The sequence below is a fragment of the Sphingomonas jaspsi DSM 18422 genome (assembly GCF_000585415.1).
Classification (GTDB): domain Bacteria; phylum Pseudomonadota; class Alphaproteobacteria; order Sphingomonadales; family Sphingomonadaceae; genus Sphingomicrobium; species Sphingomicrobium jaspsi.
In genome coordinates this window covers 820,516-833,309 of record NZ_KK073876.1, presented here as the reverse complement: position 1 = coordinate 833,309, position 12,794 = coordinate 820,516, and the positions used below count along the sequence as shown (strand labels likewise).

Annotated in this window: 15 protein-coding genes; 12 read left to right on the top strand and 3 right to left on the bottom strand. The window is 66.4% G+C overall.

Annotated features, from left to right (window positions below; all coding sequences use genetic code 11):
• The first annotated feature begins 106 nt into the window (after positions 1-106).
• Together ftsH and G570_RS04195 are read left to right on the top strand one after the other, a co-directional pair.
• On the top strand, positions 107-1,999 hold the full coding sequence (gene ftsH / locus G570_RS04200; RefSeq protein ID WP_051504513.1) for an ATP-dependent zinc metalloprotease FtsH: 1,893 nt from the start codon (positions 107-109) through the stop codon (positions 1,997-1,999).
• A gap of 72 nt (positions 2,000-2,071) precedes the next feature.
• Positions 2,072-2,452 (top strand): hypothetical protein, encoded by a 381-nt coding sequence (locus G570_RS04195; RefSeq protein ID WP_037499475.1) that lies wholly within the window; start codon positions 2,072-2,074, stop codon positions 2,450-2,452.
• On the opposite strand, the gene G570_RS04190 is transcribed toward G570_RS04195, so the two are convergent.
• A complete protein-coding gene (locus G570_RS04190; protein WP_037499472.1) occupies positions 2,453-3,505 on the bottom strand; it encodes a DUF3667 domain-containing protein in 1,053 nt (350 codons plus the stop codon).
• 72 nt (positions 3,506-3,577) lie between these two features.
• Between G570_RS04190 and G570_RS04185 the strand changes: the two genes are divergently transcribed.
• The 8 genes from G570_RS04185 to G570_RS04150 are packed head-to-tail and all read left to right on the top strand — an operon-like array spanning position 3,578 to position 9,082.
• Entirely contained in the window at positions 3,578-4,201 is a 624-nt protein-coding gene (locus G570_RS04185) for a nicotinate-nucleotide adenylyltransferase (protein ID WP_037499469.1), read from the top strand.
• Between the two features lie 2 nt (positions 4,202-4,203).
• Positions 4,204-4,608 (top strand): ribosome silencing factor, encoded by a 405-nt coding sequence (gene rsfS, locus G570_RS04180; RefSeq protein WP_037503718.1) that lies wholly within the window; start codon positions 4,204-4,206, stop codon positions 4,606-4,608.
• 21 nt (positions 4,609-4,629) lie between these two features.
• Positions 4,630-5,052: a 23S rRNA (pseudouridine(1915)-N(3))-methyltransferase RlmH gene (locus G570_RS04175; protein WP_037499467.1), complete on the top strand. Its 423-nt coding sequence runs from the start codon at positions 4,630-4,632 to the stop codon at positions 5,050-5,052.
• Positions 5,052-6,233, top strand: a complete 1,182-nt coding sequence (locus tag G570_RS04170) for a murein hydrolase activator EnvC family protein (protein WP_037499464.1) — start codon at positions 5,052-5,054, stop codon at positions 6,231-6,233. Before G570_RS04175 ends, G570_RS04170 begins: the two co-directional genes overlap by 1 nt.
• A gap of 30 nt (positions 6,234-6,263) precedes the next feature.
• Positions 6,264-7,607 (top strand): S41 family peptidase, encoded by a 1,344-nt coding sequence (locus G570_RS04165; RefSeq protein WP_051504020.1) that lies wholly within the window; start codon positions 6,264-6,266, stop codon positions 7,605-7,607.
• The gene (locus G570_RS04160; RefSeq protein ID WP_037499461.1) at positions 7,607-8,092 is read left to right on the top strand and encodes a disulfide bond formation protein B; all 486 of its coding nucleotides are present in this window, start codon (positions 7,607-7,609) and stop codon (positions 8,090-8,092) included. Before G570_RS04165 ends, G570_RS04160 begins: the two co-directional genes overlap by 1 nt.
• Positions 8,089-8,625: a demethoxyubiquinone hydroxylase family protein gene (locus G570_RS04155; RefSeq protein ID WP_037499458.1), complete on the top strand. Its 537-nt coding sequence runs from the start codon at positions 8,089-8,091 to the stop codon at positions 8,623-8,625. Before G570_RS04160 ends, G570_RS04155 begins: the two co-directional genes overlap by 4 nt.
• Positions 8,626-8,677: 52 nt before the next feature.
• A complete protein-coding gene (locus G570_RS04150; RefSeq protein WP_051504019.1) occupies positions 8,678-9,082 on the top strand; it encodes a hypothetical protein in 405 nt (134 codons plus the stop codon).
• A 19-nt stretch (positions 9,083-9,101) separates the two neighbouring features.
• On the opposite strand, the gene G570_RS04145 is transcribed toward G570_RS04150, so the two are convergent.
• Positions 9,102-10,856, bottom strand: coding sequence for a DUF885 domain-containing protein (locus G570_RS04145; RefSeq protein WP_037499455.1), 1,755 nt, complete (start codon positions 10,854-10,856; stop codon positions 9,102-9,104).
• Positions 10,857-11,013: 157 nt separating this feature from the next.
• On the opposite strand from G570_RS04145, the gene G570_RS04140 reads away from it, so the two are divergent.
• Positions 11,014-11,523, top strand: coding sequence for a DUF2306 domain-containing protein (locus G570_RS04140; protein ID WP_037499452.1), 510 nt, complete (start codon positions 11,014-11,016; stop codon positions 11,521-11,523).
• Here G570_RS04140 and G570_RS04135 read toward each other — a convergent pair.
• Positions 11,512-12,099: a hypothetical protein gene (locus G570_RS04135; protein WP_037499449.1), complete on the bottom strand. Its 588-nt coding sequence runs from the start codon at positions 12,097-12,099 to the stop codon at positions 11,512-11,514. The two genes, G570_RS04140 and G570_RS04135, sit on opposite strands and share 12 nt — an antisense overlap.
• Positions 12,100-12,189: 90 nt before the next feature.
• Here G570_RS04135 and G570_RS13090 point away from each other — a divergent pair, with 90 nt between their 5' ends.
• Complete coding sequence (locus tag G570_RS13090) at positions 12,190-12,735, top strand: TetR/AcrR family transcriptional regulator (RefSeq protein WP_051504018.1); 546 nt, start codon at positions 12,190-12,192, stop codon at positions 12,733-12,735.
• Positions 12,736-12,794 lie beyond the last annotated feature (59 nt).

Genomic DNA, 12,794 nt, shown 5'->3' with positions numbered 1-12,794 from the left:
GGCGGCAGCGCCTATCTTAGGGCGGATAAGGAGACTCACGTCCGTGGACGAGAAGAATCAAGACAAGAAGCCGGGCAATCCCTGGACCAAGTCGCTGCTGATCTGGATGGCGATCATCTTCGGGCTGATCCTGTTCGTACGCGCTTTCGACAGTGGCAGCACCGCAGCGCCGGGCGACAGCATCACCTATTCGCAGTTCATCAAGGCCGCCGACGAAGGCGATGTGCAGTCGATCACCATCGCCACATCGACCACCGGCAGCGCCGCGATCAGCGGCAAGATGCAGGACGGCAAGACCTTCCACACCATTTCGCCCCCGGGCGCGAACTTCACCGACCGTCTGATCGCCAAGGGCGTCGCGGTTCAGGTGAAGGCCGAGGAAGGGTCGAGCCTGTGGCTCCTCCTCCTCTACAATTCGCTGCCCTTCCTGCTGATCCTGGGCATCAGCTTCTTCATCATGCGCCAGATGCAGAAAAATGCGGGCGGCGGGGCGATGGGCTTCGGCAAGAGCCGCGCGCGGATGCTGACGCAGAAGGAAGGCCGCGTGACCTTCGCCGACGTCGCGGGCATCGACGAAGCGCGCGAAGAGCTGCAGGAAATCGTCGAATATCTGAAGGACCCGGGCAAGTTTGCGCGGCTGGGCGGCAAGATCCCCAAGGGTGCGCTGCTGGTCGGCAGCCCCGGCACCGGCAAGACGCTGCTGGCCCGCGCCATCGCGGGTGAAGCGGGCGTGCCCTTCTTCACCATTTCGGGTTCGGACTTCGTCGAGATGTTCGTCGGCGTCGGCGCATCCCGTGTCCGCGACATGTTCGAGCAGGCCAAGCGGTCGGCGCCGTGCATCGTCTTCATCGACGAAATCGACGCAGTCGGTCGCCATCGCGGCGCCGGCCTCGGCAACGGCAACGACGAGCGCGAACAGACGCTGAACCAGCTGCTGGTCGAAATGGACGGCTTCGAAGCCAACGAAGGCATCATCATCATCGCCGCGACCAACCGGCCCGACGTGCTCGACCCCGCGTTGCTGCGCCCGGGCCGTTTCGACCGCCAGGTCGTCGTGCCGCGTCCCGACATCGACGGGCGCGAGCAGATCCTTGGCGTGCATATGAAGAAGGTGCCGCTGGCGCCCGACGTCGATGCTCGCACCATCGCCCGCGGAACCCCGGGCTTTTCGGGGGCGGACCTCGCCAACCTCGTCAACGAAGCCGCGCTACTGGCGGCCCGCCGCGGCAAGCGGCTGGTCGCGGCGCAGGAATTCGACGATGCGCGCGACAAGGTGATGATGGGCGCGGAGCGCCGGTCGATGGCAATGACCGACGACGAAAAGAAGATGACCGCCTATCACGAAGCCGGTCATGCCCTCGTCTTCGCGCATGAGCCGACGGCCGACCCGATCCACAAGGCGACCATCATCCCGCGCGGCTTCGCGCTGGGCATGGTGCAGCCGCTGCCGGAACGCGACAGCTACAGCTACCACCGTGACAAGATGCATGCCGATATCGCCGTCGCCTTCGGTGGGCGCGCGGCGGAAGAAATCATCTTCGGCCACGACAAGGTGTCGTCGGGCGCATCGAGCGACATCCAGCAGGCGACCCGGCTGGCCCGTGCGATGGTCACCAAATGGGGCATGTCGGACAAGCTCGGCCCGCTCGACTTCTCCGAAGGCGACGAGACCCCGACGGGTTATTTCGCGCCCCAACAGAAGCGGATGTCGGGCGAAACGATCAAGCTGATCGATTCGGAGGTGAAGCGCTTCGTCGAGCAGGGCCTTGAACGGGCGCGGCATATCCTGACCACCAACATCGACCAGCTGCACCTGATCGCCCAGGCGCTGCTGGAGTTCGAGACGCTGACCGGCGAGGAGATCAAGACGCTGATCGGTGGCGGCAAGATCGACCGCAGCGGGCCGACCAAGCCCAACCTGCCGACCGCCGGATCGTCGATCCCGAAAGCCAAGCGGCCAAAGACCGGCCTTGGCGGAGCGGCCCCGGCCGGCGCCTGAGCCGCGGTTAAACCTGCGTTCATCCCCTCCCTGCCTTGGTCGCCAGCGGTAAGAGGCAGGGAGGGTTTTTTCATGCGTGCATATGTTGCGGTGGTGTTGGCGTTGGTGAGTGTTGCGGGCACGGCGCAGGCCCAGTCGATGAATGCGGAAGAGTTTCACCGCCGCGCTACCGCGCTAAAGGCAAAGGGTGCGATGGCGCTATTCTCAGGTGGCGAGATCAAGGCGCTGATGCACGAGGGCCAGGCGTCGGGCGAGGCGGCTCGACAGCAGCGTCTGGCAGCAGAAAAAGCTGGCCAGCCCCGCCGTTATTGCCCGCCGCCGGGACCGCAGAAGATGACGTCCGACGAATTCATGCAGCGGCTGGGCGCGATCCCCGCGGCCGATCGGGCGAAGATCAACATGACCGAGGCGACCAACCGCATTCTGGCGGTCAAATTCCCCTGCGGAAAATGATCATTCGAACAGGCCTAGCGCGGCCAGCAGGATGATGAAGCCAACCAGGACGGCGAAGCCGACTACCACGAGCACGGCGGTGCGCCAAAGCGCGCCGAACCGGCCGAGGCCGTAGGCGCCCTTCAGCTGTCGATAGATGTGGACGGGCGGGACCAGCACCATGAGCCCCGCCACCGGCCCAAGCCCGACCGCGCCGAAGATCGCGGCGACGCATGCCAGCAAGGTCATGAAACACAGCGAATAGGTCACGAACACAGTGTGATCGTAAAGGCGGAAGCGGCGGCTGAAGGGGAACAGCAGCCACATGAACGGAATCGACAGCGGGATCAGTGCCCAGCTCCATTTGTAGGCGCTGGACTTCAGCTTGTAGAGGAACAGGTCGGGGTTGGCGTTGGCCTTGCGAATGGCCTCCCCGATCGGGCCGGGGATATCGGTGCTGACCTTGTTGACCGTGCCCTGGACGACGCCGCGCTTGACCATTTCGCGCTCGACCTTGAGGTCTTCTTCGACCTTGGCCATGCGATCGTCGATCGCGGCGGTCGATTTTCCTGCCGCCTTGGCTGCCGCGCGGTCGGCCTGGAGCGCCTTCAGCTTCGCTTCGTCCTTGGCCACGTCGGCCTGGATCTGGCTCCGCACTTCGGGCGCTTCGGCGAAATGGACGATGTTGGTGAAGCCGATGACGGCGAACATCAGGAACACGCTGAACAGGAACAGGCCCATCGGCGAAACGAACTTGGCGCGTTCGCCGTCGATGTAGCGGCGGGTGAGCTCGCCCGGACGCCAGGCCAGCAGCGGCAGGGTGCGCCAGGTCTTGCCCTCGAAATGCAGCACACCGTGCAGGATGTCGTGGAAGAAGGCGCTCAAGGTGCGATGGACATGGCCGTGCTGGCCGCAGGCGTGGCAGAATTCGCCCTGCAGCGCGGTGCCGCAATTGAGGCATTCGGTTTCGTGGGTGTGACCGTCGGCACCGACTTCGCCGGCGCGCGGCTCGACCGCCCGGCCCAGCATGCCGCCGCTCACCACATCACCGATCGCTTCGAATTCGCCCATCATGTCCCCCTTGAGCCGCCCTCTTAAGCCGGGGCAGTGGCGCGCGCCAAGGGGGGATGCTAGCCAGACACGCGAATGACCAAGCGCATCGGCCTACTGGGGGGGAGCTTCAACCCCGCGCACCGCGGCCACCGGCGGATGAGCCTGGCGGCGATGGCGGCGCTGGGGCTGGATGAAGTGTGGTGGCTGGTCAGCCCGGGCAATCCGCTGAAGCCCGCCAAGGGCATGGCACCCTATGACGCCCGGCTGGCATCGGCGCGGGTCATGGCGCGGCGCAGCCGGATCAAAGTGAGCGATTTCGAGCGCGAGGCGGGCACCCGCTACACCGTCGACACGGTCGCGGCGCTGCTGAAACGCTGGCCGATGCACCGCTTCATCTGGCTGATGGGCGAGGATACGATCCCCGATCTGCATCGCTGGAAGGACTGGCGACGCCTGGTGCGGAGCGTGCCGATTGCGGTGCTGAGCCGTCCAAGCTATGATGACGATGCCCGCGCGGCGCGCGCGATGGGCTGGTTGAGGAAATTCGTCCGACCCTCGGCCATGGCAAGGCAGTGGACGGACTGGAGTGCACCGGCGATTATCTTCCTTCGCCTGCCGCCCGACCGGACCTCTGCCACACGCCTGCGCGCGCTCGACCCGAACTGGCACCGCCGTTTCGCCAATCCCGGCGCACCGCGCGTGCATCCAAAGGAGTGACCTTGGCCGATCCCGTAACTGCGCCCCCTGCACCCGCGGCGAATGATGCCGATGTGGAGGCGCTGCACCAGCTCGTCCTCAAGAGCCTCGACGACGACCAGGCGGTGGAGATGGTGACCATCCCGCTGGCCGGCAAATCGTCGATCGCGGACCATATGGTGATCGCATCGGGCCGCTCGTCGCGCCAGGTCGCGTCGATGGCGACCAAGCTCGCCGAAAAGATCAAGCAGCAGTTCGGCCGCATCGTGCGGATCGAAGGCCTGCCGGTCGCCGACTGGGTGCTGATCGATGCCGACGACGTCATCGTCCACCTGTTCCGCCCCGAAGTGCGCACCTTCTACAATCTTGAGCGGATGTGGGCGTTCGGCGACGACGCCCCGGCCAAGACGGCCACGCCCGGCGCCTGACGAACAGGCCCTGAGCTAGCGATGCTGCTCCACATCATCGCGCGCGGAAAGATCGGTCGGTCGCCGGAGGCGGAACTGACCGATCGCTACCTGAAACGGATAAGCTGGCCGACAAAGGTCAGCGAGCTGCCCGACCGCGGCGGGACGCTGCCCGAGGCCGCGTCCAATGCGGTAACGGTGGTGCTCGACGAGCGCGGCAAGCCGCTGTCGTCGATGGACTTCGCGAAAAAGCTGGAAGGCTGGCGCGATACCGGCCGGCGCGAGGCACGTTTCCTGATCGGCGCCGCCGATGGGCATGACGAGGCGCTGAAGGCGGACGCCGACCTGCTGCTGAGCTTCGGGCCCGCGACCTGGCCGCACATGATGGCGCGCGCGATGCTGGCCGAACAGTTGTTCCGCGCGACCAGCATCCTCGCCAACCACCCCTATCATCGGGAAGGCTGATGCGGGCGGCGGCCCTTCTCCCGGCGCTGGCGTGCATGGCCATTGCCGCCAGCGGGCCCGTGACCTCGTCGATCCCGACGAGCGATGCGCTGGTTGCGGCGGCGCGCAAGGACGCCAGGGCCGCCGCCGACCGCCTGGCGAAGCTGGAGGGCGATGCCGCCAGGGCCGGCGACGAGGCGTCGCGCCTTCGCCGCGAACAGGCGGCCGCGGGCGCCGCCATCGACGAGGCCGAAGCGCGGATCAGCCAGTCCGAGGCCGAAGTCCGGGCTGCCAACGCAGCACGGGCGCTATCCGAGCGGCGGTTGGCCGAGCGCCGCGCCCCGCTGGCATCGCTGCTGGCGGGCCTGGTCACGATGGGCCGCCAGCCGCCGCTGCTGGTGCTGGCCGACGGCGGCGGTGTGGAGGAGCTGGTGCGGGTAAAGGCGCTGGTCGATGCGACCCGGCCGGTGATCGAACGGCGCAGCGCCGCGCTGCGTGCCGACCTCGACCGGCGGACGGCGCTGGCACGGCAGGCCGCGGACGCACGCACGGCGCTGGCCGAGAACCGGCGACTGCTGGAATCGCGCCGCGTCCGCTTCGCCGACCTGGAGCGGCAAGCGATCGCCCGGCAACAAGCGCTGGCCGGCCAGTCGCTGGTCGCGGGCGATGCCGTGCTGGCGAGCAGCGAGACGCTGTCCGGCGCCGAAGAGAGCGCGGCCCTGCGGCGCAATGCGCTGGCAATGGCCGCCGAACTGGTGCCGATGGGCCTGTCACCGCCCCGACCGGCGGGGCCGGAGGGCGAGCCTTATCGTGCGCCCCTGCCCTACATGCTTCCAGTCGACGCGCCGGTGAGCGACGGGCTGGGTTCGGTCAGCCCGAGCGGGATCGTCGCACGCGGGGTCACCTTCGCCACCGACCGCGGCGCCGCCGTGCGCGCGCCGGCGGACGGTACCATCCTCTTCGCGGCGCCCTATCGCGGTTACGACGGGGTGATGATCATCGACCATGGCGGTGGCCGGTCGACCATGCTGCTGGGCCTGTCGTCTGACCTCAAGGCCGGAAGCCGTGTGAGGGCGGGCGAGCAGATCGGACGCGCGCTGGGACCGCTGTCTGTCGAATTTCGGGACAAGGGCGTGCCAAAATCGCCTGCCTTCATCGCAGCTTCATCTGTACCGCTGTCCAATGCCGGGAAAGCCCGCTAGGCTGGGCGGCAAGGAGCCTTAAAGGGAATCATGACCAAGTCACGCCTGTCGAACCTGCTTCCGCCGCTGGCCCTGGTCGGCGCGCTGTCGTTGGTGCCGATCGCGACCACCGCGATGGCCGCATCCGAAAGCAACACCCAGAAAGAGCTGGAAACATTTTTCAGCGTCTTCGAACGGGTCCGCGAAAATTATGTCGACAAGGTCGACGACCATACGCTGATCAAGGGCGCGATCGACGGCATGCTGTCGGCGCTGGACCCGCATTCGAGCTATGCCGAGGCCGCGGATTTCGCCCAGCTGCGAACCACCACCGAAGGCAATTACGGCGGGCTGGGCCTGACCGTGTCGACCGAAGACGGCGCGGTGAAGGTGATCGCCCCGACCGAAGACAGCCCGGCCGACCGCGCCGGGGTCAAGGCCGGCGACTATATCACCCATATCGATGGCGAATTCCTCTACGGCTATTCGCTCGACGAGGCGGTCGACAAGATGCGCGGCAAGCCGGGCACGACGGTCAAGCTGACCATCGTCCGCCCCGGCCGCGACGCGCCGTTCGACGTCAAGGTCACCCGCGAGAAGATCGAGCTGAAGCCGGTCAAGTGGGAGGTCAAGGACAATGTCGGCGTCATCAACATCAATGGCTTTTCGGCCAACACCGGCGCGCTGACGCGTGAAGCGCTGATCAGCATCGACCAGGCGACGGGCGGCAAGGCCACCGGCTATATCATCGACCTGCGCAACAATCCGGGCGGGCTGCTCGACCAGGCGGTCGAGGTCAGCGACGCCTTCCTCGAGCAGGGCGAGGTCGTGTCCGAACGCGGCCGCGACCCGAGCGATATCGAGCGCTTCTATGCCAAGCCGGGCGACCTGTCGCATGGCAAGCCGATCATCATTCTGGTCGACGCCGGCACCGCCTCGGCGGCCGAAATCGTCGCCGGCGCGCTGCAGGATCATCGCCGCGCGATCGTCATGGGCGAGCGCAGCTTCGGCAAGGGTTCGGTCCAGTCGGTGGTGCAGATGGGGCCGCAGGCCGCGCTGCGCCTGACCACCGCGCGCTATTATACGCCGTCGGGCCGGTCGGTGCAGGCGGGCGGGATCGATCCCGACATTGCCGTGCCGCAGCTGAGCGACCCCGATTTCGCCAAGAAGCGGCCGCGGCTTCGCGAAGCGGACCTTCGCCGCCACCTGCTGAGCCAGGCGAACATCAAGGACGACGTGCTGGAAGAAGATACGACGTCCGATCCGCGCTTCACCGCCACGGCGGAAGAGCTTGAGAAGAAGGGCGTCAAGGACTTCCAGCTCGACTACGCCCTGAAGACGCTGAAGCGGCTGGCGCCGCCCGCGGCCGCGCCGGCGAAGGTGGCGACGCGCTGATGCTGGCCCCGCCGCGCGACGCCTCGACGGTGCGCCTGAAGCAGGCGCGATTGCTGGCGCTGCTGGTGCCGGCGGCGCTGATCGGCGGCGCTTACCTATTCCAATATGTCGGCGGCCTGCCGCCGTGCGAGATGTGCTGGTGGCAGCGTTATCCGCATTTCGCCGCCATCCTGATCGCACTGGCGTCCTTCGCCGTGGGCCCGGCAAAGGCGCGTCCGCTGGTCCTGCTGGCGGCGCTGGCAATCGCAATCTCGGGCGGGATCGGCGTCTTCCACGCCGGGGTCGAGCAGAAATGGTGGGAGGGCCTCACCACTTGCACGGCGGGCGGTGCGATGACGCTGGACGAGCTGATGAACCAGCCGCTGATCCGCTGCGACCAAATTCCCTGGTCGCTGTTCGGTATTTCGATCGCCGGCTGGAACGCGATCGTCTCGCTTACCTCGGCAGCGGTTATCGCTGTTTTGGCCTTGCGGAAAAGCGCATGAGCCGCTGGCAGCCCGGCCAGAAAAAGCCCGCCACTGAATCGATGCTGCGCGTCGACCAGGCCGGCGAATATGGCGCGACCCGCATCTATGCCGGCCAGCTGGCGGTCCTCGGCCGCGGCAGCCCCGCAGCGCATCAGATCGCGCGCATGGCGGCGCAGGAAGAGCGTCATCTGAAGCGGTTCAACCACCTTTTGGCCGAACGCCGCGTGCGCCCGACCGCGCTGCAGCCGATCTGGAACGTCGCGGGGTTCGCGCTCGGCGCCGCGACCGCGCTGATCAGCGAAAAGGCGGCAATGGCCTGCACCGACGCGGTAGAGACCGAGATCGACCGCCATTACGCTGAACAACTGGCCGAACTGGGCGACAGCGATCCGGAACTGGCGGCGGACATCGCCGATTTCCAGGCCGAGGAGCTGGAGCATCGCGAAACTGCCCGCGAACATGGCGCGCAGCAGGCCATCGCTTATCCGGTGCTGACTGCCGCAATCCGCGCGGGATGCCGGGTCGCCATCGCCCTGTCGAAGAGGATATGACGGAACCGGCCGCGGGCTTCATGCGCTGGAACCAGAGCAAAGGACGAGTGAAATGAGCAAATTGTCCCTCACCCTGACCGCCGCCGTGCTGGCGATTCCCGCTTTGGCTCCGGTCGCGCCCGCGCAGGCCCAGAGCGGCGCCAAGATCAGCGAAATCATCGTCTACGGCACCGATCCGTGCCCGCGATCGACCGATGACGAAGTGGTCGTCTGCGCCCGCAAGCCCGAGGCCGAACGCTACCGCATTCCCGAAAAGCTGCGCACGACCGGCTCGCTGCAATCGCGCCAGAGCTGGGCCAATCGCGCCATCGCGCTCGAAACCTACGGCAAGAACGGCATCAACAGCTGCTCCCCGGTCGGCCCGGGCGGCTTTACCGGCTGCAACCAGCAGATCATTGCCCAAGCGTTCAACGAACGCGGCGAGCAAAACCAAGCCGACACTGCGCCCGAGGAGTGATTGGGATAGGCCTTAACGCCTACCCCTTCGCCTTTTCCGCCGCGATCCAGTCGTTGATCTGCGTGTCCAGCGCGTCGAGCGGCAAGGCACCCTGCCCCAGCACGGCATCGTGGAACCGGCGCAGGTCGAACTTGGCCCCGAGTTCCTTTTCTGCCCGCGCGCGCAGTTCGCGGATTTTGAGTTCGCCCAGCTTGTACGCCAGCGCCTGGCCGGGATTGCTGATGTAGCGGTTCACTTCGGCATCGATGTTGGCATCGGTCAGCGCGCTGTTGTCCTTCATGAAGGCTACCGCCTGCTCCTTTGTCCAGCCCTTGGCATGGATCCCGGTGTCGACGACCAGGCGGCAGGCGCGCCACATTTCGTAGCTTAGCCGGCCCATGTTCTTTTGCGGCGTGTCGTAGATGCCCATTTCGATGCCGAGCCGTTCGGAGTAGAGGCCCCAGCCCTCGACAAAGGCGGTGTAAAATGCCGTCGCCTTGCGCCACGCCGGCGTGTCGAGTTCCTGCTGTGTCGCGATCTGCATGTGGTGGCCGGGCACTGCTTCATGGACGGTCAGCGCCGGAAGCTCCCACAACGGGCGCTGATCGAGCTTCGAGGTGTTGACGAAATAGAAGCCGGCAAGGCCCGCGTCGGGGCTGCCCGGATTGTAATAGGCCGTGGTCGTGCCGGCGGCGATTTCGGCAGGGATCTCCTTCACGCCGTAGGGCAGCCGCGGCAGGCGGGTGAACAGGCTGGGCATCTTGCCGTCGATGATCTTGGCCATGCGCGAGGCGGCGGCCATCAGCTCTTCGGGCGTCTTGGCATAATATTTGGGATTGGTCCGCATATCGGCGATCATCGCCTCGCGGCTGGCGAAGCCGGCCTTTTTCGCGACTTCGACCATCTCGGCGCGGATGCGCGCGACCTCGCGCAATCCGATGTCGTGGATCTGGTCGGGCGTGAGGTTGGTCGTCGTCTGCTGGCGGACCTGGAAGGCGTAATAGTCCTTGCCCTGCGGCATCGACGAGATCGATGCATTGGTGCGGCAACGGCCCTTGATGTCGCGGTCGTAGGTCGCGGCGAAGGCCTGGTAGCTGGGGTTTATCTTGCCTGCGATCAGCGCCTTGGCCCGCGCCTGCAGGTCGGCCCATTGTGCGTCGGTGACGCTGGCAGGCTTGTCGGTCGCGAAGGGTGCGTAGAAGCGCGACTTGGCGGGATCGGCAGCGATGACGCCGGTGATGGTCTGGTCGAAACCGACCATCGCGACGCACGGCTGAGTATAACCTTCCCTGGCCGCCTTGACGCTCATCGCCGAATAGTCGGCCATGACCTGCGGCACGTGGGCGATGCGCGCGAGGTAGTTGTCATAGTCGGCATAGGTGCGGAACGGCTGGCCCTCGCCCATCCCGGCAAGGCCGCTGTGAACGCTGCCGAGGATCGAATAGTTGACCTGCCGCTGGCCGAACCCGTTGGCCGTGATCTGGCTTTGCAGATTGTCCCTGAGGATGGCGTAATTGGCCTTTTCCGACGGCGGCAGCGACGACAGCGGGATCGCGTCGAGGCGGGTCAGGAACGCCTTTGCCTCCGCCGCCTGGCGGTCCATTTCGGCCAGCGTAAACGTCCCCAGTTCGCGGTCGTAGGTGCTGACCCCGACGGAGGTCGCGGTCGCCGGATTGTCCTTCAGATAGGCGGCCCAATAATCGTCCTGCAGCCGCTTGAAATCGTCGACCGGCGCGGCGAGCGCGGGCGTAGCGGCGAGCATGGTTGCGGCGAGCAGCACGGTACGAATGGTCATGATGAGCCTCCCTGTTGGGCGGGAGACTAGGCGCGCGGACCGCGTAGGCAAAGCCTGTTCGACTAACGGTGGAATCGGGGCTTGGACCGTAACATGACCGTGGTAGCATGGCAGCGGAGGCGGCCTGTCGGTCAATTCCGAAACGGGGGGAAATATCATGGCCACTGCCGCCAATTCGCCGATCCGGCATTCGCCGCTGGCTGTCACGCCATTCGATCGGCTGCTCGCCGCCGGCGCGGTGGCGATGGCGGTGGTGCTGGCCCTTGCTGTCGCGCGCGGGCATGACGACTGGGCGCGAATCCCGGCTGTCATCTGGTTCCACCTTGCAACGATCGCGGTGGCGATGGTGCTGACGCCGGTCATGCTGCTGCGGCGGCGCGGCGACCGGCTGCACCGGCGGCTGGGATGGGTCTGGGCGGGCGCCATGTTCCTGACCGCCATCGACACCTTGTTCATCCGCGGCATCAATCGCGGCGGCTTTTCGATCATCCACCTGCTGTCGATCTGGACCATCATCCAGGTGCCGGTGATCATCCTGGCCGCACGCCGGCACGATGCCGCGCGCCACAAGTCTGCGGTGCGCGGCATGGTCCTGGGCGCCCTGCTGGTGGCCGGGTTCTTCACCCTCCCGTTCGGGCGGTTGCTGGGCGACTGGCTATTCGGCTGAAGCCTGCGTCAGGCTGCGCCCGGCGACGATGAACCAGCTTCCCTGCAGGAAGGCGAGGATCAGCATGGCATGGACATGCGGTGCGAACAGGCCGCTGGCGAGCCAGGCAAGCGGCAGCGCACCCGCCACCCAGCTGAGGATTCGAAATCCAATGCGACGGCGATCGATCGCGAAGCCGTAGAGCAGCATGGCGACCGCGCTGTAGCAGACATAGCCGCGGTCCATCGCCTGATTGAGCAGTGCCGAGAGATGCCCCGCTTCCTCGCTGAGTTCGAAACCGGCCATGGTCACCCACCCCGAAATCAGCGGCGCAATGGCCATCAGTGCCACCGCGAGAAGGTTGAAGGTCAGTGCCAGGCGCACGACCGGACGGTCAAGGCCCAGCGATTCGGCAAAGGCGTAGCTTCCGAACGCGATCAGTGGCACGAACATCAGGGCGAAGCCATGGGTCAGCACATTGGCATCGAACGCGCCCACCATATGGTCGCCGCCGCGCACCGGATGGACGATGAAGGTAATGATGGTGGCGATGGCGATGGCGATCAGCGCCCGCCCGCCCCAGATCCAATTGGTCATGATTGTTCCCCGTTGTTGAGGCCCAAGGACTAGCTTGCGCGGACCGCGGCGATCAGCCCATGATGCCGGACGAAAGGGGGCCCGCTGTCCATGAACGGCCAGATCGATCGGCGCGCGCGCGAAACGCGGATGCGGCTTGGCGAGGCGCTGCTGCGGCTCGGCGGGTTGCGCGCGATCGACGATATTCGCGTCGGCGACCTTGCGCGCGAGGCGGGGATCGCCCGATCGACCTTCTACGCCCATTATCAGGGCCTCGACGATTATCTGGCGCGCAGCTTCGCCGACATGCTGGAGCATTTCGCGCGCGGCGACGGGGAGCGGAGCGAGGCGATCCTTCCCGTCGGATCGATCCTCGACCATGTCGCCGCCGCCGGTGCCGGTGCCGACCGGCTGGCCACCAACCGCAACTTCCCGGCCATGTCGCTGGCCGGAGAAAAGGCGCTGCGCCGCGTCGCCGAGCAGCGACTGGAAGCGCGGCGGCCCGCACTGGATACGACCGACCGGCGGACGATCGCATCGCTGCTGGCGGCTGGGTTCCTGTCGTTGCTGCGTGACTGGATCGACCAGGGGCGGCGGGTACCCGCAAGCGAGATTGCCCGGCGCTACGCCGCGGCGGAAACGCTCATCCTGCGCTGAGTTGCGCGCTTGTGTCGGCTAGCGGTCTCGACTTTTCGAAGCGGGAACGTAAAGTGAAC